This window comes from Pseudomonas sp. B6001 (assembly GCF_013386015.1).
Lineage (GTDB): Bacteria > Pseudomonadota > Gammaproteobacteria > Pseudomonadales > Pseudomonadaceae > Aquipseudomonas.
The window spans coordinates 1-25,228 of the sequence record NZ_JACAOX010000020.1; the positions used below are offsets into that span (position 1 = coordinate 1).

Genomic DNA, 25,228 nt, shown 5'->3' on the forward strand with positions numbered 1-25,228 from the left:
TTCCGTTTCGACTGCGCCGGAAGTGGGGCGAATTATAGACTTCCAGAATCTGCCGTCAACACCTTTTTTCACAATACTGTCATATCGGTCAAAAAAGCCCTGAAAAGCAAAGGCCGGCCCCAAGGGGCCGGCCTTCTACTTACCGAACCTACAAGCTAGGAAAGGCAAACTGCGACGCCTCATGACTGGCCCGTTGCGGCCAGCGCTGGGTAATCGCCTTGCGACGCGTATAGAACCGCACCCCATCCGGCCCATAGGCATGCAAGTCGCCAAACAGCGAGCGCTTCCAGCCACCAAAGCTGTGATAAGCCACCGGCACCGGCAACGGCACGTTGACGCCAACCATACCCACTTCAATCTCGTCACAGAACAACCGCGCCGCCTCACCGTCACGGGTGAAGATACAGGTGCCGTTGCCGTACTCGTGATCGTTGATCAACTGCATGGCCGCTTCCAGGCTGTTCACCCGAACCACACACAGCACCGGCCCGAAGATCTCTTCTTTATAGATGCGCATCTGCGGGGTCACGCGGTCGAACAAACTGCCCCCCAAGAAGAAGCCATCTTCATTACCGGCAATACTCAGGCCACGACCATCGACGACCAACTCAGCACCCGAAGAAACGCCGTCCTCTATATAGCCACTGACTTTATCGCGCGCCTGGCCAGTGACCAGCGGCCCCATGTCCAATCCACACGTGGTGCCCGCACCAATCTTCAGCGCCTTGATCTGCGGCACCAGCTTGGCGACCAATGCGTCAGCCACCTGGTCGCCGACACACACGGCAACAGAGATCGCCATGCAACGCTCACCGCACGAACCATACGCCGCGCCCATCAAGGCACTGACAGCGTTATCGAGATCCGCATCCGGCATCAGCACCGCATGGTTCTTCGCCCCGCCCAACGCCTGTACACGCTTGCCGCGCTTGGTGGCTTCGGAATAGATGTACTCGGCGATCGGCGTCGAGCCGACAAAGCTCAACGCCTTGACTTCCGGCGCTTCGATCAACGCATCCACCGCGCCTTTATCGCCATGCACCACACTCAGCACGCCTTTAGGCAAGCCAGCTTCCTGCAACAGTTGTGCAATCAGCAGCGTCGAGCTTGGATCACGCTCCGACGGCTTGAGGATGAAGCAGTTACCGCAGACGATCGCCAGCGGATACATCCACAACGGCACCATCGCCGGGAAGTTGAACGGCGTAATACCGGCCACCACACCCAACGGCTGGAAGTCAGACCAGGCATCGATATTCGGGCCAACGTTACGGCTGTACTCGCCCTTGAGGATTTCCGGTGCCGAGCACGCGTACTCCACGTTCTCGATCCCGCGCTTGAGTTCACCAGCCGCATCTTCCAGGGTCTTGCCATGCTCTTCGCTGATCAGCTGGGAGATACGCGCTTCGTTCTGCTCAAGCAATTGCTTGAAACGAAACATCACCTGGGCACGCTTGGCCGGTGGCGTATTACGCCAGGCTGGGAAAGCCGCCTTGGCCGAATCGATGGCGCTTTGAATGGTTTCACGGCTGGCCAACGGCACCTGGTGAATCACCTGGCCAGTCGACGGGTTGTACACGTCGGCAGTGCGACCGTTTTCGGTGACCAATTGGCCGTTGATCAAATGCTGGATGAGGCTCATGCAGGGCTCCTGAAAAGTTGTTCTATATAGAAGGAGGAATCAGTCGATCTTGTTCAGCACTTCGCCGACCGCATCGAACAAGCGATCCAGGTCCTGCGGCTTGCTGTTGAAGGTTGGGCCGAACTGCAGGGTGTCGCCGCCAAAGCGCACGTAGAAGCCGGCTTTCCACAAGGCCATGCCCGCTTCGAACGGACGCACGATGGCATCACCATCACGCGGGGCAATCTGGATCGCACCGGCCAGGCCATAGTTACGAATGTCGATCACGTTCTTGCTGCCCTTCAGGCCGTGCAGCGCATTCTCGAAATGCGGTGCGACTTCGGCCACGCTCTGCACCAGGTTTTCCTTCTGCAGCAGGTCGAGTGCCGCCAAGCCAGCCGCGCAGGCAACCGGGTGGGCCGAGTAGGTGTAGCCGTGCGGGAACTCCACCGCGTACTCTGGCGTCGCCTGATTCATGAACGTCTGATAAATCTCGGTGCTGGCAATCACCGCGCCCATCGGGATCGCGCCGTTGGTGACTTGCTTGGCAATGCACATCAGGTCCGGGGTCACGCCGAAGCTGTCAGCACCAAACATCGAACCGGTACGACCGAAGCCGGTGATCACTTCGTCGAACACCAACAGGATGTTGTGCTGATCGCAGATCTCACGCAGACGCTTCAGGTAACCCTGCGGCGGAACCAGCACGCCGGCAGAGCCCGCCATCGGTTCAACAAACACCGCAGCGATGTTCGACGCATCGTGCAACTCGATCAGCTTGAGCAGCTCGTCCGCCAAGGCAATCCCGCCCAGCTCCGGCATGCCACGGGAGAACGCATTGCTCGCCAGCAGGGTGTGAGGCAGATGGTCAACATCCATCAGCCCCTGACCAAAAATCTTACGGTTACCGTTCACGCCGCCCAGGCTGGTACCGGCGATGTTCACGCCGTGATAACCACGGGCACGGCCGATCATCTTGGTCTTGGTCGCCTGGCCTTTCAGGCGCCAGTACGCACGCACCATCTTCACCGCGGTATCGGCACACTCGGAGCCGGAGTCGGTGAAGAACACATGGTTCAGGTTGCCCGGGGTCAGGTCGGTAATCTTTTCTGCCAGTTGGAACGACAACGGATGACCGTATTGGAAGCCCGGCGAGTAGTCCAACGTACCCAGTTGCTTGGAGACCGCTTCCTGGATTTCCTTGCGGGTGTGCCCGGCGCCGCAGGTCCACAGACCCGACAGCGAGTCATACACCTTGCGCCCCTTGTCATCGGTCAACCAGCTGCCTTCGGCCGCCACGATCAGGCGCGGGTCACGATGAAAGTTGCGGTTGGCGGTGTACGGCATCCAGTGCGCGTCCAGCTTCAATTGGCTGGCCAGGGTGGACGGAGCGTTTTCGGGCATGTTCATGAGCAAAACCTCGCAAGGCAAAAGGCAGCGTCGGGATTGAAAAGCGTTGTTGCAGCTAAATTGCCACGGGGATAAAGTCGGTGAAATCCAACTCTTCTAACCTTCAGTCAGGCCTTCACTAAACTATGAGCAGCCGTCGACCCGACCCTCTGGCCCAAGTCAGCGACTTCGATATCCGCCTGTTGCGCATCTTTCGCAGCGTGGTGGAGTGCGGTGGCTTCTCGGCGGCGGAAACCGTTCTGGGGATTGGCCGCTCGGCCATCAGCCAGCAAATGAGCGATCTTGAACAGCGCCTTGGCCTGCGCCTGTGCCAACGCGGGCGGGCGGGGTTTTCCCTGACCGAGGAAGGACGCGAGGTTTACCAGTCGGCACTGCAGCTGCTCAGCGCCCTGGAAAGTTTTCGCACCGAGGTCAACGGCCTGCACCAGCACTTGCGCGGCGAGCTGATCATCGGCCTGACCGACAACCTGGTCACCCTGCCCCACATGCGTATCACCCACGCCCTGGCACAGTTGAAGGAACGCGGCCCGGACGTACAGATCCAGATCCGCATGATCGCCCCCAATGAAGTCGAACAAGGGGTGCTCGACGGCCGCCTGCATGTCGGCGTAGTCCCCCAGGCCAGCGCCTTGTCGGGACTTGAATACCAGCCGCTGTACAGCGAACGCTCGCTGCTCTATTGCGCAGTGGGCCACCCGCTGTTTTACGCCGACGACAAGCAACTGGACGACGACCGCGTCAACAGCCAGGACGCCATCGCCCCAACCTTCCGCCTGCCCGCGGATATCCAGGCGCACTACCAGGCACTCAATTGCACCGCCAGTGCCTCGGACCGCGAGGGCATGGCCTTCCTGATCCTGACCGGCCGCTACATCGGCTACCTGCCCGACCACTACGCCAGCCTGTGGGTACAACAAGGCCGACTGCGCGCGCTGAAACCGGCTACACGTTTTTACGATTTGAGCCTCGCTTCGGTCACGCGCAAGGGCCGTCGCCCTCATTTGGTGCTGGAAAGCTTCCTCGAAAGTCTGGCCGCAACGCGCTAACACGGGCCTTACATAAAAACCTGAGCAACTGGACAGCTTTTTGCAAGACAAGGGGATCTCGAACCGTCAGCCATGAGTTCCCCGCCATGCCGCCAGAATCCAACACCCCCAGCGACCTGATCTACGGCCTCAACGATCGGCCCAAACCTTTGCCTGCATTGCTTGCCGCGTTGCAGCATGTGTTGGCTGCCTTCGTCGGCATCATCACCCCGCCGCTGATCATCGGCTCTACCCTGGGCCTGACCGCCCACCTGCCCTACCTGATCAGCATGGCATTGATGGTTTCCGGTGTGGGCACCTTCATCCAGGCGCGCAGGCCGTTTGGCATTGGCGCCGGGATGATCTGCCTGCAAGGCACCAGCTTCGCGTTTCTCGGCGCCGTATTGTCGGCCGGGTTTCTGGTCAAGCAACGCGGCGGCAGCCCGGAAGACATCCTGGCGATGATTTTCGGTATCTGCTTCTTCGGCGCCGCAGTGCAGGTCGTGTTGAGCCGTTTCATCGGTCAGCTCAAAAGGGTAATCACGCCGCTGGTGACCGGCATCGTCATCACACTGATCGGCATCAGCCTGATCAAGGTCGGCATCACTGACCTTGGAGGCGGCTTCAATGCCCCGGACTTCGGCGCGCCAACCAACCTGGCACTCGGCCTGTTCGTGGTACTGACCATCATCCTGCTGAACCGCTCGAACACGCCATGGGTACGGCTCTCCGCCATTATCATCGGCCTCGCACTGGGCAGCCTCGCCGCCTGGTTCAGCGGCAAGTTGGTGCCCCAAGCCTTGCCTGATTTGCCATTGATCAGCCTGCCTACACCGTTCCACTTCGGTTTCAACTTCGATTGGAGCGCTTTCCTGCCGGTAGCACTGATTTATCTGATCAGCACCATCGAAACCGTCGGCGACCTCACTGCCAATTGCATGATCGCCCGCCAGCCCATCAGCGGCCCTTCCTATATAAGCCGACTCAAGGGTGGCGTACTGGGAGATGGCATCAGTTGCATGATCGCAGCCACCTTCAGTGCCTTTCCCAACACCACATTCGCCCAGAACAACGGCGTGATCCAGCTGACCGGCGTGGCCAGCCGTTACGTCGGCTTGTACATCGGCGCGGTACTGTTTTGCCTCGGGCTGTTTCCGTTGATTGGTGCGGTGCTGCAGCAAATCCCCAAGCCGGTGCTGGGCGGCGCAACCCTGGTGATGTTCGGCAGCGTAGCGGCGGCCGGCGTGCGCATTCTCGCCCAGGCCCCGCTGGATCGGCGCAGCATGCTGATCATCGCCACCTCGTTCGGCGTCGGCCTGGGGATCGCGGCGCAACCGAACCTGCTGCACCTGATGCCAACCCTGGTGCAGAACCTGTTCGACTCGGCCATCACCAGCGGCGGCCTGACCGCCATCGTATTGTGCCTGCTGCTACCTGAAGCCAAGGCTCCCGTGGATGCCGCAAACCGGACCCTGGAAAGCGACACTCTGGAGCCGCTTTAAGGGTTTTATCGTATCGGGACTTGTCTGGGGCTTGAGGGTGGGTTATCTGTGCACACGTCGCCTTCATCGATCTGCACGGAAACCTCCATGAGCCTCGAAGTTCCTGCCCACAGCAACCACGCCGGAAAACCTGCAAGCCGCATTCGCCAAAAGAACGAACAAGCGATTTTGCAGGCCGCCGAAGACGAGTTCGCCCGTCATGGCTACAAAGGCACCAGCATGAACACCATCGCGGCGAGTGCCGGGTTGCCGAAAGCCAACTTGCACTACTACTTCACCAACAAGCTGGGCCTGTACATCGCGGTGCTCAGCAACATCCTCGAATTGTGGGACAGCACCTTCAACACCCTGACCGCCGAGGATGACCCGGCGGCCGCCCTGACCCGCTATATCCGCACCAAGATGGAATTCTCCCGGCGCCAGCCACAAGCCTCGCGGATCTTCGCGATGGAGATCATCAGCGGCGGTGAGTGCCTGACCGAATATTTCAGCCAGGACTACCGCGCCTGGTTCAGCGGCCGTGCGGCGGTATTCCAGGCCTGGATCGACGCCGGCAAGATGGACCCTATCGACCCGGTGCACCTGATCTTCCTGCTGTGGGGCAGCACCCAGCATTACGCCGACTTTGCCACCCAGATCTGCCGCGTGACCGGGCGCACCAAGCTGACCAAGCAGGACATGGAAGACGCCGGCACCAACCTTATCCACATCATTCTCAAAGGCTGTGGCATCAAGCCGGCCCTCTAAACGAAGTTACCCATGCCTTTCACGCTTACCGGCCTTTGCGAGTTTCGCGAAGAAATTCGCAAAAGCCGCTTCATTACCCTCGCCGCCCCGATCAGCAGCCCCCAGGACGCCCAGGCCTTCATCGACCAGCACAGCGACCTGAACGCCACGCACAACTGCTGGGCCTGGAAACTCGGTGATCAATACCGCAGCAACGACGACGGCGAACCCGGCGGGACGGCCGGGCGCCCGATCCTGGCCGCGATCGAAGCGCAGGATTGCGACCAGGTCGTGGTGCTGGTGATCCGCTGGTACGGCGGCATCCAACTGGGCACCGGCGGCCTGGCCCGCGCCTATGGCGGCGGCGCGAACAAATGCCTGCAAGCCGCCGAACGCGTCGAGCTGATCAAACGGGTGCCGCTGAGCTGCTCCTGTGGTTTTGCCGAGCTGCAGTTGGTGAAGCTGCGAGTGGCCGAACTGGGTGGGCTGGTGATGGAAGAAACCTTCACCGCCAATGGCGTCGACCTGCAGCTGGCCCTCGGCGAGGCACATATCGACACCCTGCAAGCGCAGCTCGCCGACCTGAGTCGCGGGCGCATTCTGCTGGAGCGCTGAAACTGCCCACATCTACTGTGCACCTGCCTGTGGATAACCTGAGCACACTCGCCTGTAACCCTTCTGTCACAAGGGTTTCAGACGGTTGTACAGTTTTTGTTCAAGGCACTGCACGAAAGTATTAATCCAGCTCAAAAACAGTCAGTTAGGCGGGTTATGTCCTTTAGAACAAAGGGCCACAGCGCTTATATCCACCGGTCACGCTTGCGCACAATTACTGTGGAGCAACCTGTGGATAACCCGTGCAAGAGTGACCCCGCAGCAGAGCCTGCAACGTTCCGGCACAACTGAGCGTTTTTTGATCAACTTGCTGCTAGGCGCACCGGTATCAACTGAGCCACCGCCCACAGCACTTCAAACACCACGACAATCACCAATACAGTACTGGCACCATGGGCCAGCGCGTAGATCTGCCAGGTGGCAAACAGCACTCGGCCGGCGGCGTCGTAGCGGCCAAAGATCGCTTGTGGGTCGCGGATTCGCAGCACCGACCACACGCAGACAATCGAGCCCATCAGGTTCGCCATCAACATATGCACAGGCGCGAACGGCGGCAGCTCGCCGGGCAGGTTCAACGCCACCAGGGCGTTATGCAGCAGGACAAACGTCCAGGGTGTGACCAGTGCGGCGGTGACGATCAGGTCGTACCAACCGCTGGCCCGAACCAGTCGACGGTATTGGTGTGCGGTCCACATAGCCGTAAGCTCCTTAAATTCAAGAAGCCAGCAGGCTAAAGCCTGGAGTATGCTCCAGGGTCAAGCCCCCTTGAGCCCTCTACATGCGTATCGGCGAATTAGCCCAGGCCAGCCAGGTCAGTCGCGACACCCTGCGTTTCTACGAGCAACGCGGGCTGATTGCCGCGCAACGCAGTGCCAACGGTTACCGTGACTACCCCGCCGACATGGTGCAACTGGTGCTGTACATCAAGACCGCCCAGCGCCTGGGCTTCAGCCTGGGTGAAATCGGCAACAGCGTCGGCGCATTATGGCAAGCTCCAGACCCCGACAGCGCCGTGACCCAGCTCCTGCAAGACAAGCTCAACCTGATCGAAACCCGCATCGCCGAACTCGACCAACTGCGCCAGGAGTTGCAGCAAAGGCTCGGCCAGCGTTGTCCACTGAACCCGTGAACCTCCACCGTCAAAGGAAGCCATTCATGTCCACTTCAAAAACCGCACTGATTATCGGCGCCTCCCGGGGCCTGGGCCTTGGCCTGGCCAAGCAACTGCTGGCGGACGGCTGGGAGGTGACCGCCACCGTGCGCGACCCGCAAAAGGCCGATGCCTTGAAGGCCTTGGGCGAGGTGCAAATCGAAAAGCTCGACATGGATGACCAGCAGGCGGTAATCGCCCTCAGCCAGCGCCTCAAGGAAAAAACTTTCGACCTGCTGTTCGTCAACGCAGGTGTCAAAGGCCCGGCCAACCAGGAACCGGGCCACGCCACCCTGGCTGAAGTCGGCCAACTGTTTTTCACCAACGCCGTGGCGCCGATCAACCTGGCCCAGCGTTTTGTCGGGCAGATCCGCCCAGGCACCGGCGTGCTGGCCTTCATGAGTTCGATCCTGGGCAGTGTCACCATTCCCGACGGCTCGGACCTGGCGCTGTACAAGGCCAGCAAGGCCGCCCTCAACTCCATGACCAACAGCTTCGTCACCCAATTGGGCGATCAGAAACTGACCGTGCTGTCGTTGCACCCGGGCTGGGTGAAGACCGACATGGGTGGCGAAAACGCCCACATCGACGTGCCCACCAGCGTGCGCGGCCTGGTTGACCAGGTGAATGCCTACACCGGCAAGGGCGGCCATCACTTTGTGGACTACAAGGGCGACACCATCGCCTGGTAAAAAACCGGGATCGTTATCGGCCGATTGCCGTCGATAACGATCCACACGTAAACTGCGCACCTCGCCCTCCCCGGCGACCCTGGATCAGCAGACAGGGCAACACTGAGCTGGCAAACCTGAACCCATCATTCAGAGGAGCCGGCCAATGCCTGCGACCCGTATCTGGTTAAAAAACCCCCTTGCGATTTTCACTGCCAATGGCCTCGACGCCCGTGGCGGCCTGGTGCTGCAGGACGGTGTGATCACCGAAGTGCTGGGCTGGGGCCAAGAACCCGCCGTGCCCTGTGGACAAGTATTCGATGCCCGCGAGCATGTGGTGCTTCCGGGGCTGATCAACACCCACCATCACTTCTATCAAACCCTCACCCGCGCCTGGGCGCCGGTGGTCAACCAGCCGCTGTTTCCCTGGTTGAAAACCCTGTATCCGGTCTGGGCCCGACTCACCCCGGAAAAACTCGCCCTGGCGAGCAAAGTGGCCCTGGCCGAACTGCTGCTCTCGGGCTGCACCACGGCGGCAGACCACCACTACCTGTTCCCGGACGGCCTGGAACAGGCGATCGACGTGCAAGTCGACAGCGTGCGCGATCTGGGCATGCGCGCCATGCTCACCCGCGGCTCCATGAGCCTGGGCGAGGCCGACGGCGGGCTGCCACCGCAACAAACCGTGCAGCAAGGCGAAGTGATTCTGGAAGACAGCCGCCGCCTGATCCGCCAGTACCACGAGCGCGGTGACGGCGCACAAATCCAGATCGCCCTGGCGCCCTGCTCGCCGTTTTCCGTCACCCCGGAAATCATGGAAGCCAGCGCCGAGCTGGCCAACAACCTCGACGTGCGCCTGCATACCCACCTGGCGGAAACCCTCGACGAAGAAGACTTCTGCCTGCAGCGTTTCGGCCTGCGCACCGTGGATTACCTCGACAGCGTCGGCTGGCTAGGCCCGCGCACGTGGCTGGCCCACGGGATTCACTTCAACCCTGAAGAAATCGCACGCCTCGGAGCTGCCGGTACCGGCATCTGCCATTGCCCGAGCTCGAACATGCGCCTGGCTTCCGGGATATGCCCAACGCTGGACCTGCTGGCCGCCGGCGCACCGATTGGCCTGGGGGTGGACGGTTCGGCGTCCAATGATGCGTCGAACATGATCCTCGAAACGCGCCAGGCCCTGTACATCCAGCGCCTGCGTTACGGGGCAGAGAAGATCACCCCGGAACGGGTGTTGGGTTGGGCGACAAAAGGTTCGGCGCAGTTACTCGGTCGCAGCGACATCGGCGAACTGGCCGTAGGCAAACAGGCCGACCTGGCGTTGTTCAAGCTCGATGAACTGCGCTTCTCCGGCAGCCATGACCCGATCTCGGCGCTGCTGCTGTGTGGCGCCGACCGAGCGGACCGGGTGATGGTCGGCGGCAAATGGCGGGTGATCGACGGGCAGGTCGAAGGATTGGACCTGAAAGGCTTGATTGCCGATCACAGCCAGGCGGCGCGGGAACTGATCAACCGGACTTAACTGAAGAAACACTTTTCAAATGTGGGAGCGGGCTTGCTCGCGAATGCGTTGGGTCAGTCAACATATCTGGCGACTGACACTCCGTATTCGCGAGCAAGCCCGCTCCCACACAAGCCCGGTTTCCACAATTATTTCTGCGGTGTTTTCAGGATTGGTTACAGTCCAAGCAGCGACAGCATGATAAACGTCGCAAACAACACAAAATGGGTCATCCCTTCGATGGCGTTGGTTTCGCCATCGTTGAGGTTGATCGCACTGACAATCAGCGTGATAAACACCATCACGGTCTGCACCGGCGTCATCGCCATCTGAAACGGCTGGCCGGTGTACAAGGCCATGGCTTCCATCACCGGCACGGTCAAAATCACCGTCGACAGTGAAGCCCCCAGCGCGATGTTCACCACCGACTGCATGCGGTTGGCCAGCGCTGCGCGCAACGCGGTCAAAATCTCCGGGGCGGCGGAAATCGCAGCCACGATGATCGCCGTGATTACCGGTGGAGCGCCCGTGCCTTCCAGGCCCAGGTCGAGGGTCTTGGACATCACCTCGGCCAACGCACCAATCACGATCACGCCAAACACCAACGTCCCGATGGAAAACGCCAGGTTGATCGGCGGCGACTCTTCTTCCGGCTGTTTCTTGCGGCGTTTTTCCGGGTAGCTGTAGCTGAAGAAATAACTGTGGGGCCCCACCTGCATCCGCAGGAACAACGTGTAGAGCACTACCATCGCGCCGATGGTGAAGGCCGAGTAAATTTTCCAGTCGGCCTCGGGGATAAATTCCGGCACCACCATCGACACACCCATGGCGGTAAGGATCATCACGCTGTAGGTGCGCGCCGAATCGTCGTTGTAGGACTGTTCGCCATGCTTGATGCCGCCCATCAGCGCGGCCAGGCCGAGGATGCCGTTGATGTCGAGCATCACCGCCGAATAAATGGTGTCGCGCACCAGGGTCGGCGAGGGCTCGTTGCTCATCATGATCGCCAGGATCACCACTTCCACCAGCACGGCGGCGAGGGTCAGGATCATGGTGCCGTAGGGGTCGCCGACCTTTTCCGCCAGTTGCTCGGCGTGATGGGCCACGCGCATCGAGGCCACGACGATAAAGCCGATCAGCGCTATGCCAGCCAACAGCGCCACCATCTGCCCGCTGTGCAGCATCCAGTGCTCCAGCGGGTAGGCAGCGATGGCGGCAATCAGCGCCAGCAGCATGAATTTTTCTTGCTTGATAGATGTGAGCATTGCAGGCCTTTTGAACGCGGCGAATCCGTCATTGATGGGGTACAGACTGCACCGCGCCGCTAACGTTTCGTTACACCTTAGTTCATGCACTGCTTGCACGGTGCCTGTGGATGCTCACCGCTTGGTCAGGTTTTGCCGATTATTTCGGCGTGCGCCTGTAGAATGCCGCCATTGCACCTGATGAGAATTTATAAATGTACGATTGGCTCAACGCCCTGCCCAAGGCTGAATTGCACCTGCACCTGGAAGGCTCGCTGGAGCCTGAGCTGCTGTTCGCCCTGGCCGAACGCAACAAGATCGCGCTGCCGTGGAACGACGTCGAAACCCTGCGCAAGGCCTACGCCTTCAACAACCTGCAAGAGTTTCTCGACCTCTACTACAAGGGCGCCGATGTACTGCGCACTTCCCAGGATTTCTACGACCTGACCTGGGCCTACCTGCTGCGCTGCAAGGCGCAGAACGTGATCCACACCGAACCGTTCTTCGACCCACAGACCCACACCGACCGTGGCGTACCGTTCGAAGTGGTGCTCAACGGCATTGCCGCCGCCTTGAAAGACGGCGAGCAACAACTGGGCATCACCAGCGGTTTGATCTTGAGCTTCCTGCGCCACTTGAGCGAAGAAGAGGCCGAAAAAACCCTCGACCAGGCACTGCCATTCCGTGATGCGTTTGTTGCCGTGGGCCTGGACAGCTCGGAAATGGGCCACCCACCGAGCAAGTTCCAGCGCGTGTTTGATCGTGCCCGTCACGAAGGTTTCCTGACCGTCGCCCACGCCGGTGAAGAAGGCCCGCCGGAGTACATCTGGGAAGCCATCGACCTGCTGAAGATCCAGCGTATCGACCATGGCGTACGCGCCATTGAAGACGAGCGCCTGATGCAGCGGATCATAGACGAACAGATCCCGCTGACGGTGTGCCCGTTGTCCAACACCAAGCTCTGCGTGTTCGACGACATGTCCCAGCACAACATCCTCGACATGCTTGAGCGTGGGGTGAAAGTGACGGTGAACTCGGACGATCCGGCGTACTTCGGCGGTTATGTCACCGAGAACTTCCATGCGCTGTACACCTCGCTGGGCATGACCCAGGACCAGGCCAAACGCCTGGCGCAAAACAGCCTGGATGCACGGTTGGTCAAGCCTTAATCACCGACCGGTCTGGCGAGCCGGGCAATTTCCAGTTGCCCGGCTTCACTGACCTGCAACGCCTGGGACTCATTGATCACGCTGACCCAGTTCGACTGCAGGCACAACTGCAACAACGCGGCCCCCAACGCACCGCCCAGGTGTGGCTGCTGTTCGCTCCAATCAAAACAATCGCACACGATCGGCTGAGCCAGTGCCTGGGTAAAAATCCCCAGCGCTGCGAATTTGCGCGCACCTGACGGCGTCACGTCCGTACGCTGTTCCGCGCGCTCGATCCACCCGGCCGCCATCATCCGTTGATACAAACCCGCTGCCAGCTCGCCCCCCAGGTGACCATGGCACAGCCGCGCTCGCCGTAAAGCCGCAGGCGCAGTCAATGACCGCGAATGAATGGGCGTGCTGCGGGCGACACTGGCCATCGTGGTGCAGGCCAATGCATCCACGGCGGCCGCCACATCGGCGGCGGCCACCCGGAAAAAGCGTTTGCCGCTGCGGGCTTCGACACGCAACAGGCCACCGGCCGTCAATCGCGTCAGATGCGCATTCGCCGAGGCCGATGACAGCCCGGCAAGTGCCGCCAACTCATCGGAGGGTTTGGCCGACCCGTCCATCAATGCCCACACCATCGCGGTGCGTTTCGGGTCGGCCAGCAAGGTGGCGATCTGACTGATGCAAGGTGCCTGTTCCATGTGCTCATTCACTCCCTGTTGAATCATTTGTCTGCTGCGTCTGGCGGAAAAGTATAAGCGTGAAAACGCCGGGTTCCGTGCCGTCTTACAGCGCAACCAAGGACAGAAGCTGAAGGAAATTTCCCGATATCCCCGGGGTTATGGTGTAGAGGCTGATCGCTCCGGCAATTGCGCAGTCAATGTCGCACAACGGGCAACGAGCATTTCCCGCAGAAGATTGATCGGCTTGCTCAGTTGCGCGCGATGGGCACACAACAGATTGAGCGGCGTACGTTCGCCCCGCAGCTCCGGCAGGATCAGCCGCAGGCGCCCCGCCAGCACATCCGAGCTGACATCCAGCCAGGACTTGTAGGCGATACCCACCCCCGCCACCGCCCAGCGTCGCACCACATCGGCATCATCACTGAAGCGGTCACCGGTCACCGTCAGGCCGACATCACGCTTGCCATCATTAAACCCCCAATGGTCATGCACCCGGCTGCCGAGCATGTACAGCAGGCAATTGTGCTGGGTCAGTTGCTCCAGGTGGCGCGGCTCGCCGTGCCGCGCCAGATAGCTGGGAGCAGCGCAGAGCACGCGGCAGTTGTCCGGGGCGATGGGCAACGCGATCAGGCTGGAGTCTTCGGGTTCGCCGTAGCGCAGGGCGATGTCCACCGGCTGGCGGAACAGGTCGGCAATCCGGTCGCCCAACAACAGGCGTACGCTCAGGTTTGGGTATTCGCGCTGGAACTCATCGAGCCAGGGCAACAACTGGTTACGGCCAAAGTCCGACGGCGCCGAGAGTTGAAGCACCCCGCTGACCTGATCCTGGCCGCTGGCCAACAACCGCCGGCCTTCATCCAGGCTGCTCAAGGCGGCCCGGGCGTACTCCAGGAAGCCTTCGCCCTCGGCCGTCAGGCGCAGGCTGCGGGTGGAACGCGCCAACAACCGTGCGCCCAACTGCTGCTCGATGCGCTTCAACGCCGCGCTGGCCACCGCCGCCGACATGTCCATCACCCGTGCTGCCGCCGAAAGGCTGCCCAGGTCTGCCGCACGCACAAACAACTGCAAGTCATCAAAACGCAGCACGCCGACCGCCCATTATCAAAAAAGCATTGAAAGAGACTGCTCTTTTAGCGGGTTTTATCTTCCAGAGAAATAGCCAATCATCTGTCCATCCCGTTCATCACGTGTCTGGAGTCGAATATGTCTGCTGCCTTTAACGTCATCGCCACGCTGATCGCCAAACCCGGCCAACAGGCCACCCTGGAAACCCTGCTGCGCGAGCTGCTGGAACCGACCCGCATCGAAGCCGGCTGCCAGCAGTACGACCTGCACCAGGACCTGCAACACCCCGAGACCTTCTACATGCTCGAACGCTGGAGTGACGACGCCGCGCTGGCCGACCACGACCAGAGCGCGCATATCCAGAATTTCCGCACCAAGGCTGCCGACGTGCTTGAACATTTCGAACTCAAGCGCCTGAAGTTTATTGCCTGATCAACCGCCCCCTTTTTGGAAACCATCATGAAAGCCATCGCCTACTACGCCGCACTGCCGATCAACGATCCAAAATCCCTGCAAGACATCGAACTGCCCGAACCGGTCGCCGGCCCCCGCGACCTGCTGGTGGAAGTCAAAGCCATCTCGGTGAACCCGGTGGACACCAAGGTGCGCCAGAACGTCGCCCCGGAAAACGGCGCGGCCAAAGTGCTGGGCTGGGACGTGGCCGGTGTGGTCAAGGCCGTGGGCAGCGAAGTCAGCCTGTTCAAGGTCGGCGACAAGGTGTTCTACGCCGGCTCCCTGGTACGCCCCGGCGGCAACAGCGAACTGCACACTGTCGATGAGCGCATCGTCGGCCATATGCCGAAAACCCTGGGTTTTGCCGACGCTGCTGCACTGCCGCTGACCGCCATCACCGCCTGGGAATTGCTCTTCGAACGCCTGCAAGTGCGTGAAGGCAAGGCCGATGAAGGCCAGAGCCTGCTGATTGTCGGTGCTTCGGGTGGTGTGGGATCGATCCTGACCCAACTGGCGAAACAGCTCACCGGCCTGAAAGTCATCGGCACCGCCTCCCGTCCTGAAACCCAGGCATGGGCCAAGGACCTGGGCGCCGACCTGGTGATCGACCACAGCAAACCGTTGAGCGAAGAGCTGAAAAACGCCGGCCATCCGCAGGTGAACTACGTCGCCAGCCTGACCCAGACCGACCAGCACCTGGACCAACTGGTGGAAGCGCTGATTCCCCAGGGCAAACTGGCGCTGATCGACGATCCAAAGGCATTGGACGTAAGCAAGCTCAAGCGCAAGAGCCTGTCGCTGCATTGGGAGTTCATGTACACCCGTTCGATGTTCGAGACCAGCGACATGATCGAGCAGCACAACCTGCTCAATCGCGTCGCCGAACTGATCGACGCCGGTACTCTGAAAACCACCGTGGGCGAGCACTTTGGCGTGATCAACGCGGCTAACCTGCGCCGCGCCCACGAACTGCTGGAAAGCGGCAAGGCCAAGGGCAAGATCGTGCTGGAAGGGTTCTAACGAAAGGTTCTGTCAGTGTCGTCTGTTATTCATGTGAGTAATGGACGACACCGCTAGTCAGAGACTTGATCCTTGTCATATTTGTGAGCGTATTCGGGTTTATATTGGCCGCCTTTGCCACGCAATTTACGTGAGGAAGTCAGCAATGAAGATCCTGATAAAAGCGCTAGCAAGATCCGAAGGCAACAAATGGCAGGTCCGTCTCGACCAGAACGCCTTTACCTTCCGCAGTGAGGCCGAGGCCCGCGCGTTTGCCGACACCCTGCAAACCCGTATCCAGGCGCCTCACCGATTCCCCGAAAGCCAGCAGCGCTCTGCTGGCTGATCCTGATCAGTCCGCCGCTTGCAGTGCCCGTTGGCGCTGCAGGCGCCGGGTCAGCATCGCGAACGTTACGGCCAATACGCCACACAAGCTGATGACCATCGCCATCGGCATCGCCGTGCCGTCGTGCAGCACGCCGACCAACGACGCTGCGCCTGCGGCCACACCAAACTGAATGCAGCCGAGCAACGCCGACGCGCTGCCCGCCCGAGCGCCCTGCCCGCTCATGGCGCAGGCCGAGGTATTGGGCAAAATGCAGCCCAGGCTGGCGATGCAGATAAACAGCGGTACCAGCAGTGGCCACAAGGCGTCCGTGCGCAGCGCAGTAATTGCCAGCAACGACAGACCCGCCGCCAGGTAAACCCACACCGTGCGCGACAGCAAAAATGCCGGGCCACGCGAAGCGAGCAAACGCGCATTGACCTGCGCCACCAGGATAAAGCCCGCGGCATTCGAGCCGAATACCCAGCCATAGTGTTCGGCGGGCACGCCATAGAGCTTGATAAAGACGAAGGGCGAGCCCGCGATGTAGGCAAACATACCGGCAATCGAGATGCCGCCGGTCAAGGCATAGCCCAGGTACACCCGGTCCGACAGCAACCGGCCGTACTGGCGCAGTGCACCTGACAGCGGCTGGCGCGGTTGATGGGCCGGGAAGCTTTCCGGCAGCCCGACTGCTACCGCAATGGCCGCCATCACACTGAACGCCGTCAGCGCCAGGAAGATCGACTGCCAGCCCCACACGCCAACCATCACCCCGCCCGCCAGCGGCGCGAGGATCGGCGCCAGCCCGGTGACCAGCATCAGTTGGGAAAACACCTTGGCCGAGCCCACCGCGTCGCATTTATCGCTGACCACCGCCCGCGAGATCACCATGCCCGCGCAGCCGCCCAGGGCCTGGACGAAACGCGCGCCGATCAGCCATTCCAGGGACGGCGCGTACGCACAGGCGAAGGACGCCAGGGTGAACAGGGTGACGCCGCTCAGCAGCGGCCCGCGCCGGCCAAAACGGTCTGCCAGCGGTCCATAGATCAACTGGCCGATCGCCAGGCCCGTGAAGTACACGGCCAAGGTCAGCTGAATATGTTTTTCGTCGGTGCCGAATGCCACGGCCATGGCCGGGAACCCCGGCAGGTAGAAGTCGATGGCCAACGGCGCGAACGCGCTCAAGGCCCCCAAGATCAGGATTATACGAAGGTTCATCAGGCACCCAGGTGAGTCGGCAGCCCGACAGTCTAGCCGGGCGCGGGTGCCTTGAACATTAAGTTAGCTCGCTAACTATCAGAAAATCAGGCGAGCTTGACGCTGTAGCCTTCCTCGCTGATCAGGTTGATCACCTCTGCCGGCGACAGCAGGCTGCCTTCCACCCTGACTTCCTTTGCCGCGAGGTCAACGAGCACGCTGGCCGCCGGGTCCTTATCCTGCACCGCCTGGGTTACCGAGCGGACGCAGTGGCCGCAGGTCATTCCTTCAACGCTGAATACTTGCATGACATGACTCCTTTAATGAGGTTGCCCGCAGTGTTGACCTTGCCATGATGGCAAGGTCAAGTTCTGAAAACATCGGCCGGGCTGGCATTCATTCGCGCCCTCGGCCAAGCTGCACTTATCCACGATGTGAACCTCGGAGAATTCGCCATGCGCTGGTCATTTTTTGGCCTTGTCAGCCTGATGGGCTTGTTTGCTGCTGTGCCACCGGCCAGCGCAGATGAAGATTATGCGGTGCTGATCATTTCCCGGGAGCGCCTGGAAGTGCCAACCAACTGCGAGATTGGCTTGTACATCCAGGACCAGTTGGCCGGGCGGCTGTTCCAGGAGCAGGCCACCTCCTTCAACTTGCCGGCCGGGAATGTGTCGTTGCGCCTGAAGTTGTTGCCGGGGCAATCCCAGGGTTGCTTGCCGGGCATGCTCGCACCACCGGCGCAAAACATTACGTTGAAGGCGGGTGACGTGCGCAAGTTGCGTATCGCGCAAGGGCCGGACGGCATGTACCTGAAACCGGCCGCACTGGAATACTGAAACATTGATCTAACGCCTTGACCTTCCCCACAGGTCAAGGTTGATCCTAGGGGCAATCTCTCCTGGAGTACTGCCCATGAACGGATCCACCACCTTCGACCTGCCGATCAGCGGCATGACCTGCGCCAGCTGCGCCGGGCGGGTTGAACGGGCACTGGGCAAAGTGCCCGGGGTGCAAAGTGTCAGCGTCAACCTGGCCAACGAACGCGCCCACATTGAAGTGCTCGGCCAGATGGACCCCGGCGTCCTGATCGCCGCCGTCGACAAGGCCGGCTACACCGCCACCCTGCCCCAAAGCGAAACCGCCACACAGGCCAGCCAGGAACAACGCCTGAGCCATGAACGCTGGTCGCTGCTGCTGGCAATCCTGCTCGCCGCGCCGTTGGTGCTACCGATGCTGGTGCAACCGTTCGGGCTGCACTGGATGCTCCCGGCCTGGGTGCAATTTGCCCTGGCCACCCCGGTGCAATTCATCTTCGGTGCGCGCTTCTATATCGCGGCCTGGAAAGCCGTGCGCGCCGGAGCGGGCAATATGGACCTGTTGGTCGCCATCGGCACCAGCGCCGGTTACGGCCTGAGTATCTATGAATGGCTCACGGCGTCCGCCGGCACAATGCCCCACCTGTATTTCGAAGCCTCGGCGGTGGTGATCGCCCTGGTGCTGCTGGGCAAATATTTGGAAAGCCGCGCCAAGCGCCAGACCGCCAGTGCCATCCGCGCTCTGGAAGCCTTGCGCCCCGAGCGGGCGATTCAAGTAATCGACGGCCGCGAGCAGGACGTCGCCATCACCGCCCTCAAGCTGAATGACCTGGTGCTGGTCAAGCCCGGCGAACGCTTCCCGGTGGACGGCGAAGTGGTCGAAGGCCAAAGCCACGCCGACGAAGCCTTGATCAGCGGTGAAAGCCTGCCGGTGCCGAAGCAGCCTGGCGACGCAGTCACCGGCGGCGCCATCAACGGCGAAGGCCGGCTGCTGGTGCGCACCCTGGCCCTCGGCGCGGAAAGCGTGCTGGCGCGGATCATCCGCCTGGTGGAAGACGCCCAGGCCGCCAAGGCACCGATCCAGAAACTGGTGGATAAAGTCAGCCAGGTGTTCGTGCCGGTGGTGCTGGTGCTGGCCTTGGCCACGCTGGTCGGCTGGTGGCTGTATGGCGCACCGCTGGAGGTCGCGCTGATCAATGCGGTGACCGTATTGGTGATCGCCTGCCCTTGCGCCCTTGGCCTGGCCACACCTACCGCCATCATGGCCGGTACCGGCGTTGCCGCCCGCCACGGCATCCTGATCAAGGACGCCGAAGCCCTGGAGCGCGCCCATGAAGTCAGCGCCGTGGTGTTCGACAAGACCGGCACCCTGACCTCCGGCGCACCAAAGATTGCGCACCTGGCCGCCATTGACGGCAATCAAGGGGCGCTGCTGCAACAGGCCGGCGCGCTGCAGCGCGGCAGTGAACACCCATTGGCCAAGGCGGTGCTGGATGCCTGTGCCGAACAAGGTTTGAACGTCGCGGATGTCAGCGCCAGCCAATCCCTTACCGGGCGTGGCATTGCAGGCACCCTAGATGGCCGGCAACTGGCGCTGGGCAACCGTCGCCTGCTGGAAGAAACCGGCTTGAGCACCGGTGATCTCGCCGACTCGGCCAGTGCGTGGGAGGCCGAAGGCCGCACCTTGTCCTGGCTGATCGAGCAAGGCCCGCAGCCCCGCGTGCTGGGTTTGTTTGCCTTCGGTGACACGCTTAAACCGGGCGCCCTGCAGGCGATACAAGCACTCAAGGCTCGGCATATCAGCAGCCACCTGCTGACCGGCGATAACCGTGGCAGCGCCCGCGTGGTGGCCGAAGCCCTGGGCATCGATGACGTGCACGCCGAGGTGTTGCCTGCGGACAAGGCGGCTACCGTCGCCGAGCTGAAAAAGACCGGCGTGGTGGCAATGGTCGGCGACGGCATCAACGACGCACCGGCCCTGGCCGCGGCCGACATCGGCATCGCCATGGGCGGCGGTACCGACGTGGCGATGCACGCGGCAGGCATTACCCTGATGCGCGGCGACCCACGGCTGGTGCCGGCAGCCCTGGAAATAAGCCGCAAGACCTATGCGAAAATTCGACAGAATCTGTTCTGGGCCTTTGTGTATAACTTGATCGGCATTCCGCTGGCGGCGTTCGGCCTGCTCAACCCGGTGATGGCTGGCGCGGCCATGGCCCTGTCCAGTGTCAGCGTGGTGAGCAACGCACTGCTGTTGAAAACCTGGAAACCCAAGGACCTGGAGGACGAGCGTCCATGAACATCGGCCAAGCAGCACGCCAAAGCGGCCTGAGCGCGAAGATGATTCGTTACTACGAATCCATCGGCTTGTTGAAAGCCGCCCATCGCACCGACAGCGGCTACCGCATTTATGGCGCCGATGACTTGCACACCCTGGCGTTTATCAAGCGCTCGCGGGACCTGGGGTTTTCCCTGGAAGAGGTCGGCAAGTTGCTGACGCTGTGGCAGGACCGGGGACGCGCGAGTGCCGACGTCAAGGCGCTGGCCCGCCAGCATATCGATGAGCTGAACCAGAAGATCCGCGAGTTGGGGCAATTGCGCGATACGTTGCAGGACCTGGTGGAACACTGCCAGGGTGATCACCGGCCGGATTGCCCGATTCTCAAGGAGTTGGCGTCGGGCAGTTGTTGCACCTGAGCAAGTTTAACCAGGCATGCACGGAACCTAATGTGGGAGCGGGCTTGCTCGCGAATGCGGAGTGTCAGTCAATACATCAGTTGACTGAACCAGCGCTTTCGCGAGCAAGCCCGCTCCCACATTAGGATATCCACTCGCCGTTGGATCACTGCATCCAAGGCGGCGGTGGCGGCTCTTCCGACGCTTTGCTCGGTGGCGCATCGTCTGCCGCACGAGTTGCTGACCCTCTGGCAGGACCGGGGCCGTGCGAGTGCCGACCTGAAGGTCGCTGGCCCGCAAGCATATCGATGAGCTGAACCAGAAGATCCGCGAGCTGGGGCAATTGCGCGATACGTTGCAGGACCTGGTGGAACACTGCCAGGGTGATCACCGGCCGGATTGCCCGATTCTCAAGGAGTTGGCGTCGGGCAGTTGTTGCACCTGAGCAAGTTTAACCAGGCATGCACGGAACCTAATGTGGGAGCGGGCTTGCTCGCGAATGCGGAGTGTCAGTCAATACATCAGTTGACTGAACCAGCGCTTTCGCGAGCAAGCCCGCTCCCACATTTGGATATCCACTCGCCGTTGGATCACTGCATCCAGGGCGGCGGTGGCGGTTCTTCCGACGCCTTGCTCGGTGGCGCATCGTCTGCCGCGCGAATCGCCTGGCGACGCTCTTCATCGAGCCGCGCCGCTTCGATCTCGCGGATAACACCGCCCACGTCAGCCAGCTCTTCCGGTTCGTCGAACTCGCCGGTCAACACACTGGCCGGGTGCAGCGTGCCGGCTTCATACAGCGCCCACATCTCCTTGGCGTACTTGGTCTTCTTCAATTCCGGGGCAAAGCGCCCGAAGTAGGAAGCCATGTTGCCCACATCCCGTTCCAGCATGCTGAACGCGTGATTGTTGCCCGCGGCATCCACCGCCTGAGGCAGGTCGATGATCACCGGGCCCGTCGGCGTCAGCAGCACGTTGAACTCGGAAAGGTCACCGTGCACCAGGCCGGTACACAACATCAGCACGATCTGGGTAATCAGGAAGGCGTGGTATTCACGGGCCTGGTCCGGCTCCAGCGTCACGTCGTTCAAACGTGGCGCCGCGTCGCCGTATTCATCGGCCACCAGCTCCATCAGCAGCACGCCTTCGAGGAAGTCGTACGGCTTGGGCACGCGAACACCCGCACCGGCCAGGCGAAACAGCGCCGCTACCTCAGCGTTCTGCCAGGCGTCTTCGGTTTCTTTCTTGCCGAACTTGGAGCCCTTGGCCATGGCCCGGGCCTGCCGGCTGTTGCGGACCTTGCGGCCTTCCTGGTATTCGGACGCCTGACGAAAACTTCGTTTATTCGCCTCCTTGTAGACCTTGGCGCAACGTAACTCGTTGCCGCAGCGCACCACGTAAACAGCTGCTTCTTTACCACTCATGAGTGGGCGCAGCACCTCGTCGACCAGACCGTCCTCGATCAGGGGTTCAATGCGTTTAGGAGTCTTCATCAGCTTTTATTGTGGGTCCTTTATTACCAAACACGCGTATGGCACTCGTTATACGGCAATCCTCTCGCCGCGGGGAGAGGGTACCGACCTTTGACCGCTTAAGAATGCATCCAATATGCCAAATTGACCGGCGGCCCGATCATAGCCGAGATCAGCGCTCAATAATCGCGATGACGCCCTGGCCCCCGGCGGCGCAGATCGAGATCAGGCCCCGGCCCTTACCGGCTGCGTCCAGCAGCTTGGCCAGGTTGGCGACGATACGCCCGCCCGTGGCAGCAAACGGATGGCCGGCGGCCAATGAGCTGCCCTTGACGTTCAAGCGGCTGCGGTCGATAGAGCCCAGCGGTGCATCCAGCCCCAGGCGGGTCTTGCAGTATTCCGGATCTTCCCAGGCTTTCAGCGTGCACAACACTTGGGCAGCAAAGGCTTCGTGAATCTCGTAGTAATCGAAGTCCTGCAGGGTCAGGCCATTCCTCGCCAGCAGGCGAGGCACGGCGTACACCGGCGCCATCAGCAGGCCTTCGGCGCCGTTGACGAAATCCACCGCCGCCGCTTCGCCATCGCGCAGGTAGGCGAGAATCGGCAAGCCGCGCTCCTTGGCCCAGGCTTCACTGCCCAGCAGCACCAACGAGGCGCCATCGGTCAGCGGCGTCGAGTTACCGGCGGTGAGGGTGCCCTTTTCACTGCGCTCGAAGGCGGGCTTGAGGCTGGCGAGTTTTTCCAGGGTCAGGTCGGGGCGCAGGTTGTTGTCGCGGGTCAGGCCAAGAAAGGGCGTGAGCAAATCGTTTTGCCAGCCTTCAGCGTAGGACGCAGCCATTTTCTGATGGCTTTCCAGCGCCAACTGATCCTGCTCGGCGCGGGGGATCTGCCAGGTCTGCGCCATCAACTCGCAATGCTGGCCCATGGACAACCCGGTGCGCGGCTCGCCGTTGCGCGGCAGCTCCGGCTTGAGGTGATGGGGACGAAGTTGTAACAAGACTTTAAGTTTATCCGCCATGGATTTGCTGCGATTGGCTCGCAGCAGGATTTTGCGCAGGCCCTCATTCACCCCGATAGGCGCGTCGGACGTGGTGTCGACGCCGCCGGCAATCCCGCTTTCGATCTGCCCCAGCGCAATCTTGTTCGCCACCAGCAACGCGGCTTCCAGCCCCGTGCCACAGGCCTGCTGAATATCGTAGGCCGGGGTTTGCGGCGACAGGCGCGAGCCCAGCACGCACTCGCGGGTCAGGTTGAAGTCGCGGGAATGCTTGAGCACCGCCCCGGCGGCCACCTCGCCAATACGCAGGCCGTGCAGGTTGTAGCGTTCGATCAGGCCTTCGAGGGCGGCGGTCAACATCGCCTGGTTGCTCGCCGTGGCGTAAGGGCCGTTGGAGCGGGCGAAGGGGATGCGGTTACCGCCAATGATCGCTACACGGCGCAATTGAGTCATGGAAAGCTCCCTTGAGGTTATGGGGTGAATCTCTGAGCCTAGCCTAGGCTCAATCGAACGACTTTCACCTATTGATGGTCCACCGTTTGAACCCCAGCACTCGGAGAGCGTTCCATGTCTGACCGTTATATCGACTTCGCCAACTCCAGCCTCGGCCATCGCCTGGTCGCCGCCATTGGCCTGCCGTCACCGGTACGCCTGGAACGCTGGCAGGCCGGACGCCTGCGTCCGGTGGAGGGTGCGCTGCTGATCGGCGGCGGCCCGCTGGCGACAAAAATCCTGCCGTTCGCCAACAAGCTGACCGACGCTATCTATAGCTACGGCACCGAACCGTCGACGGCAACCACCTGGATTCCCGGCCACGGGCCCAAGCTCAAGGCCGTGGTATTTGACGCCAGCCAGTTGCAGCACACCGATCAACTCAAGCAGTTGCGGGAATTCTTTCAGCCGTTGATGAAGAACCTCGACCACAGCGCGCACCTGGTGATCCTTGGCCGCGCCCCGGAAAGCCTCGGCGACCCGTTTGCCGCCAGTGCCCAACAGGCCCTTGAAGGCTTCAGCCGGTCGCTGGCCAAAGAGCTGCGCAGCGGCGGCGTCCTGCAATTGCTGTACGTGGGCGACGGGGCCGAGGATCAATTGGAGGGTGCGTTGCGGTTCTTCCTCTCGCCGAAAAGTGCCTATATCTCCGGCCAGGTCATTCGCCTGAACCCTTGCGCGACCCAGGTCGCGGACTGGACGCGCCCGCTCGCCGGGCACAAGGCCCTGGTGACCGGCGCCGCCCGCGGCATCGGTGCCTCGATCGCCGAAACCCTGGCCCGCGACGGTGCCGAGGTGATCCTGCTGGACGTGCCACAAGCCAAGGCCGACCTCGATGCCCTGGCCGCGCGCCTGGGCGCCCGCAGCATCGCCCTGGATATCTGCGCCGAAGACGCCGCCACCCAACTGATCGAACACCTGCCGGACGGCATCGACATCGTGGTGCACAACGCCGGCATCACCCGCGATAAAACCCTGGCCAACATGACGCCGGAATATTGGGACGCAGTCTTGGCGGTCAATCTCAACGCGCCGCAAGTGCTGACCAAGGCGCTGCTGGACAGCGGCACCCTGCACGACAACGGTCGCGTGGTGCTGCTGGCATCCATCAGCGGCATCGCCGGCAACCGCGGGCAAACCAACTACGCCGCGAGCAAGGCCGGGCTGATTGGCCTGGCCCAGGCCTGGGCGCCGTTGCTCGGTGAGCGCGGGATCAGCATCAATGCCGTGGCCCCAGGCTTTATCGAAACCCAGATGACCGCACACATTCCCTTCGCCCTGCGTGAGGCCGGGCGCCGCATGAGTTCGCTGGGCCAGGGCGGCTTGCCCCAGGACGTCGCCGAGGCGGTGGCCTGGCTCGGCCAGCCGGGCTCGGGCGCGGTCAGCGGGCAAGCGTTGCGGGTGTGTGGGCAAAGTCTATTGGGAGCGTAAG

General features: G+C 61.6%; 25 protein-coding genes and 1 pseudogene. 16 read left to right on the top strand and 10 right to left on the bottom strand.

Translation table 11 applies throughout. The features are described 5' to 3' along the window. Nucleotides 1–148: 148 nt before the first annotated feature. Together HX821_RS21985 and HX821_RS21990 are read right to left on the bottom strand one after the other, a co-directional pair. Nucleotides 149–1,642, bottom strand: a complete 1,494-nt coding sequence (locus tag HX821_RS21985; protein WP_003211182.1) for a CoA-acylating methylmalonate-semialdehyde dehydrogenase — start codon at nucleotides 1,640–1,642, stop codon at nucleotides 149–151. A 39-nt stretch (nucleotides 1,643–1,681) separates the two neighbouring features. Continuing rightward, entirely contained in the window at nucleotides 1,682–3,031 is a 1,350-nt protein-coding gene (locus tag HX821_RS21990; RefSeq protein ID WP_008430786.1) for an aspartate aminotransferase family protein, read from the bottom strand. Between the two features lie 125 nt (nucleotides 3,032–3,156). Between HX821_RS21990 and HX821_RS21995 the strand changes: the two genes are divergently transcribed. The 4 genes from HX821_RS21995 (at nucleotide 3,157) to HX821_RS22010 (ending at nucleotide 6,899) form a co-directional block, all read left to right on the top strand. Continuing rightward, a complete protein-coding gene (locus HX821_RS21995) occupies nucleotides 3,157–4,077 on the top strand; it encodes a LysR family transcriptional regulator (protein ID WP_087693467.1) in 921 nt (306 codons plus the stop codon). Nucleotides 4,078–4,163: 86 nt separating this feature from the next. Beyond that, nucleotides 4,164–5,558 carry a uracil-xanthine permease family protein gene (locus tag HX821_RS22000; RefSeq protein ID WP_003211176.1) on the top strand — a complete coding sequence of 465 codons (1,395 nt, stop codon included), beginning with the start codon at nucleotides 4,164–4,166 and terminating at the stop codon, nucleotides 5,556–5,558. An 87-nt stretch (nucleotides 5,559–5,645) separates the two neighbouring features. Beyond that, on the top strand, nucleotides 5,646–6,305 hold the full coding sequence (locus HX821_RS22005) for a TetR/AcrR family transcriptional regulator (RefSeq protein WP_003211175.1): 660 nt from the start codon (nucleotides 5,646–5,648) through the stop codon (nucleotides 6,303–6,305). A gap of 12 nt (nucleotides 6,306–6,317) precedes the next feature. Continuing rightward, nucleotides 6,318–6,899, top strand: a complete 582-nt coding sequence (locus HX821_RS22010; protein ID WP_102368022.1) for a YigZ family protein — start codon at nucleotides 6,318–6,320, stop codon at nucleotides 6,897–6,899. Nucleotides 6,900–7,201: 302 nt separating this feature from the next. Here HX821_RS22010 and HX821_RS22015 read toward each other — a convergent pair whose 3' ends face one another. Next, the gene (locus HX821_RS22015; protein WP_177036397.1) at nucleotides 7,202–7,594 is read right to left on the bottom strand and encodes a hypothetical protein; all 393 of its coding nucleotides are present in this window, start codon (nucleotides 7,592–7,594) and stop codon (nucleotides 7,202–7,204) included. Between the two features lie 83 nt (nucleotides 7,595–7,677). Between HX821_RS22015 and HX821_RS22020 the strand changes: the two genes are divergently transcribed. From HX821_RS22020 to HX821_RS22030, 3 genes are all read left to right on the top strand, one after another. Further along, a complete protein-coding gene (locus HX821_RS22020; protein ID WP_003211171.1) occupies nucleotides 7,678–8,028 on the top strand; it encodes a MerR family transcriptional regulator in 351 nt (116 codons plus the stop codon). A 26-nt stretch (nucleotides 8,029–8,054) separates the two neighbouring features. Next, a complete protein-coding gene (locus tag HX821_RS22025; RefSeq protein WP_003211169.1) occupies nucleotides 8,055–8,741 on the top strand; it encodes an SDR family oxidoreductase in 687 nt (228 codons plus the stop codon). A gap of 145 nt (nucleotides 8,742–8,886) precedes the next feature. Continuing rightward, a complete protein-coding gene (locus tag HX821_RS22030) occupies nucleotides 8,887–10,245 on the top strand; it encodes an 8-oxoguanine deaminase (RefSeq protein ID WP_003211168.1) in 1,359 nt (452 codons plus the stop codon). Between the two features lie 155 nt (nucleotides 10,246–10,400). Here HX821_RS22030 and HX821_RS22035 read toward each other — a convergent pair whose 3' ends face one another. Then, nucleotides 10,401–11,489 (bottom strand): calcium:proton antiporter, encoded by a 1,089-nt coding sequence (locus HX821_RS22035; RefSeq protein WP_003211166.1) that lies wholly within the window; start codon nucleotides 11,487–11,489, stop codon nucleotides 10,401–10,403. Nucleotides 11,490–11,683: 194 nt separating this feature from the next. On the opposite strand from HX821_RS22035, the gene HX821_RS22040 reads away from it, so the two are divergent. Next, a complete protein-coding gene (locus HX821_RS22040; RefSeq protein ID WP_008430770.1) occupies nucleotides 11,684–12,637 on the top strand; it encodes an adenosine deaminase in 954 nt (317 codons plus the stop codon). Here the strand turns inward: HX821_RS22040 and HX821_RS22045 are convergent. Continuing rightward, nucleotides 12,634–13,326, bottom strand: coding sequence for a helix-turn-helix transcriptional regulator (locus HX821_RS22045; protein WP_177036398.1), 693 nt, complete (start codon nucleotides 13,324–13,326; stop codon nucleotides 12,634–12,636). The genes HX821_RS22040 and HX821_RS22045 overlap by 4 nt on opposite strands. 138 nt (nucleotides 13,327–13,464) lie before the next feature. Then, the gene (locus HX821_RS22050) at nucleotides 13,465–14,394 is read right to left on the bottom strand and encodes a LysR family transcriptional regulator (RefSeq protein ID WP_003211159.1); all 930 of its coding nucleotides are present in this window, start codon (nucleotides 14,392–14,394) and stop codon (nucleotides 13,465–13,467) included. A 117-nt stretch (nucleotides 14,395–14,511) separates the two neighbouring features. Here HX821_RS22050 and HX821_RS22055 point away from each other — a divergent pair, with 117 nt between their 5' ends. The 3 genes from HX821_RS22055 to HX821_RS22065 all read left to right on the top strand — a co-directional run bounded on the left by HX821_RS22055 (nucleotide 14,512) and on the right by HX821_RS22065 (nucleotide 16,171). Next, complete coding sequence (locus HX821_RS22055; protein ID WP_003211158.1) at nucleotides 14,512–14,805, top strand: putative quinol monooxygenase; 294 nt, start codon at nucleotides 14,512–14,514, stop codon at nucleotides 14,803–14,805. A gap of 27 nt (nucleotides 14,806–14,832) precedes the next feature. Then, nucleotides 14,833–15,846 (top strand): zinc-binding alcohol dehydrogenase family protein, encoded by a 1,014-nt coding sequence (locus HX821_RS22060; RefSeq protein WP_003211156.1) that lies wholly within the window; start codon nucleotides 14,833–14,835, stop codon nucleotides 15,844–15,846. A 145-nt stretch (nucleotides 15,847–15,991) separates the two neighbouring features. Further along, a complete protein-coding gene (locus HX821_RS22065) occupies nucleotides 15,992–16,171 on the top strand; it encodes a hypothetical protein (protein ID WP_003211153.1) in 180 nt (59 codons plus the stop codon). 6 nt (nucleotides 16,172–16,177) lie between these two features. Here HX821_RS22065 and HX821_RS22070 read toward each other — a convergent pair whose 3' ends face one another. Next, the gene (locus HX821_RS22070) at nucleotides 16,178–17,371 is read right to left on the bottom strand and encodes a multidrug effflux MFS transporter (protein ID WP_003211152.1); all 1,194 of its coding nucleotides are present in this window, start codon (nucleotides 17,369–17,371) and stop codon (nucleotides 16,178–16,180) included. Nucleotides 17,372–17,457: 86 nt separating this feature from the next. Continuing rightward, the gene (locus HX821_RS22075) at nucleotides 17,458–17,658 is read right to left on the bottom strand and encodes a heavy-metal-associated domain-containing protein (RefSeq protein WP_177020798.1); all 201 of its coding nucleotides are present in this window, start codon (nucleotides 17,656–17,658) and stop codon (nucleotides 17,458–17,460) included. Between the two features lie 147 nt (nucleotides 17,659–17,805). Between HX821_RS22075 and HX821_RS22080 the strand changes: the two genes are divergently transcribed. The 4 genes and pseudogenes from HX821_RS22080 to HX821_RS22095 all read left to right on the top strand — a co-directional run. Beyond that, nucleotides 17,806–18,186 carry a hypothetical protein gene (locus HX821_RS22080; protein ID WP_003211148.1) on the top strand — a complete coding sequence of 127 codons (381 nt, stop codon included), beginning with the start codon at nucleotides 17,806–17,808 and terminating at the stop codon, nucleotides 18,184–18,186. 76 nt (nucleotides 18,187–18,262) lie between these two features. Beyond that, on the top strand, nucleotides 18,263–20,464 hold the full coding sequence (locus tag HX821_RS22085) for a cation-translocating P-type ATPase (RefSeq protein WP_102368020.1): 2,202 nt from the start codon (nucleotides 18,263–18,265) through the stop codon (nucleotides 20,462–20,464). Further along, complete coding sequence (cueR, locus tag HX821_RS22090) at nucleotides 20,461–20,862, top strand: Cu(I)-responsive transcriptional regulator (RefSeq protein WP_177036399.1); 402 nt, start codon at nucleotides 20,461–20,463, stop codon at nucleotides 20,860–20,862. The genes HX821_RS22085 and cueR overlap by 4 nt, the downstream gene beginning before the upstream one ends. 213 nt (nucleotides 20,863–21,075) lie before the next feature. Further along, nucleotides 21,076–21,286, top strand: a pseudogene (locus tag HX821_RS22095) (MerR family DNA-binding protein); the annotation flags it as partial. Between the two features lie 145 nt (nucleotides 21,287–21,431). Here HX821_RS22095 and HX821_RS22100 read toward each other — a convergent pair. Continuing rightward, complete coding sequence (locus HX821_RS22100) at nucleotides 21,432–22,331, bottom strand: PA4780 family RIO1-like protein kinase (protein ID WP_008438985.1); 900 nt, start codon at nucleotides 22,329–22,331, stop codon at nucleotides 21,432–21,434. A 151-nt stretch (nucleotides 22,332–22,482) separates the two neighbouring features. Further along, nucleotides 22,483–23,760: an acetyl-CoA C-acetyltransferase gene (locus HX821_RS22105; RefSeq protein WP_177036400.1), complete on the bottom strand. Its 1,278-nt coding sequence runs from the start codon at nucleotides 23,758–23,760 to the stop codon at nucleotides 22,483–22,485. A gap of 114 nt (nucleotides 23,761–23,874) precedes the next feature. On the opposite strand from HX821_RS22105, the gene HX821_RS22110 reads away from it, so the two are divergent. Beyond that, nucleotides 23,875–25,227 carry a 3-oxoacyl-ACP reductase gene (locus tag HX821_RS22110; protein WP_177036401.1) on the top strand — a complete coding sequence of 451 codons (1,353 nt, stop codon included), beginning with the start codon at nucleotides 23,875–23,877 and terminating at the stop codon, nucleotides 25,225–25,227. Nucleotide 25,228: the final 1 nt, after the last annotated feature.

What these genes read in the sequence shown, in the direction of transcription:
- HX821_RS22010 (WP_102368022.1), top strand. Translation starts at nt 6,318, where the DNA reads ATGCCTTTCACGCTTACCGGCCTTTGCGAGTTTCGCGAAGAAATTCGC.
- HX821_RS22000 (WP_003211176.1), top strand. Translation starts at nt 4,164, where the DNA reads ATGCCGCCAGAATCCAACACCCCCAGCGACCTGATCTACGGCCTCAAC.
- HX821_RS22075 (WP_177020798.1), bottom strand. Translation starts at nt 17,658, where the DNA reads ATGCAAGTATTCAGCGTTGAAGGAATGACCTGCGGCCACTGCGTCCGC.
- HX821_RS22060 (WP_003211156.1), top strand. Translation starts at nt 14,833, where the DNA reads ATGAAAGCCATCGCCTACTACGCCGCACTGCCGATCAACGATCCAAAA.
- HX821_RS22100 (WP_008438985.1), bottom strand. Translation starts at nt 22,331, where the DNA reads ATGAAGACTCCTAAACGCATTGAACCCCTGATCGAGGACGGTCTGGTC.
- HX821_RS22080 (WP_003211148.1), top strand. Translation starts at nt 17,806, where the DNA reads ATGCGCTGGTCATTTTTTGGCCTTGTCAGCCTGATGGGCTTGTTTGCT.
- HX821_RS21990 (WP_008430786.1), bottom strand. Translation starts at nt 3,031, where the DNA reads ATGAACATGCCCGAAAACGCTCCGTCCACCCTGGCCAGCCAATTGAAG.
- HX821_RS22070 (WP_003211152.1), bottom strand. Translation starts at nt 17,371, where the DNA reads ATGAACCTTCGTATAATCCTGATCTTGGGGGCCTTGAGCGCGTTCGCG.
- HX821_RS22110 (WP_177036401.1), top strand. Translation starts at nt 23,875, where the DNA reads ATGTCTGACCGTTATATCGACTTCGCCAACTCCAGCCTCGGCCATCGC.
- HX821_RS21985 (WP_003211182.1), bottom strand. Translation starts at nt 1,642, where the DNA reads ATGAGCCTCATCCAGCATTTGATCAACGGCCAATTGGTCACCGAAAAC.
- HX821_RS22085 (WP_102368020.1), top strand. Translation starts at nt 18,263, where the DNA reads ATGAACGGATCCACCACCTTCGACCTGCCGATCAGCGGCATGACCTGC.
- HX821_RS22065 (WP_003211153.1), top strand. Translation starts at nt 15,992, where the DNA reads ATGAAGATCCTGATAAAAGCGCTAGCAAGATCCGAAGGCAACAAATGG.
- HX821_RS22055 (WP_003211158.1), top strand. Translation starts at nt 14,512, where the DNA reads ATGTCTGCTGCCTTTAACGTCATCGCCACGCTGATCGCCAAACCCGGC.
- HX821_RS22020 (WP_003211171.1), top strand. Translation starts at nt 7,678, where the DNA reads ATGCGTATCGGCGAATTAGCCCAGGCCAGCCAGGTCAGTCGCGACACC.
- HX821_RS22005 (WP_003211175.1), top strand. Translation starts at nt 5,646, where the DNA reads ATGAGCCTCGAAGTTCCTGCCCACAGCAACCACGCCGGAAAACCTGCA.
- cueR (WP_177036399.1), top strand. Translation starts at nt 20,461, where the DNA reads ATGAACATCGGCCAAGCAGCACGCCAAAGCGGCCTGAGCGCGAAGATG.
- HX821_RS22030 (WP_003211168.1), top strand. Translation starts at nt 8,887, where the DNA reads ATGCCTGCGACCCGTATCTGGTTAAAAAACCCCCTTGCGATTTTCACT.
- HX821_RS22105 (WP_177036400.1), bottom strand. Translation starts at nt 23,760, where the DNA reads ATGACTCAATTGCGCCGTGTAGCGATCATTGGCGGTAACCGCATCCCC.
- HX821_RS22015 (WP_177036397.1), bottom strand. Translation starts at nt 7,594, where the DNA reads ATGTGGACCGCACACCAATACCGTCGACTGGTTCGGGCCAGCGGTTGG.
- HX821_RS22025 (WP_003211169.1), top strand. Translation starts at nt 8,055, where the DNA reads ATGTCCACTTCAAAAACCGCACTGATTATCGGCGCCTCCCGGGGCCTG.
- HX821_RS22035 (WP_003211166.1), bottom strand. Translation starts at nt 11,489, where the DNA reads ATGCTCACATCTATCAAGCAAGAAAAATTCATGCTGCTGGCGCTGATT.
- HX821_RS22045 (WP_177036398.1), bottom strand. Translation starts at nt 13,326, where the DNA reads ATGGAACAGGCACCTTGCATCAGTCAGATCGCCACCTTGCTGGCCGAC.
- HX821_RS22040 (WP_008430770.1), top strand. Translation starts at nt 11,684, where the DNA reads ATGTACGATTGGCTCAACGCCCTGCCCAAGGCTGAATTGCACCTGCAC.
- HX821_RS21995 (WP_087693467.1), top strand. Translation starts at nt 3,157, where the DNA reads ATGAGCAGCCGTCGACCCGACCCTCTGGCCCAAGTCAGCGACTTCGAT.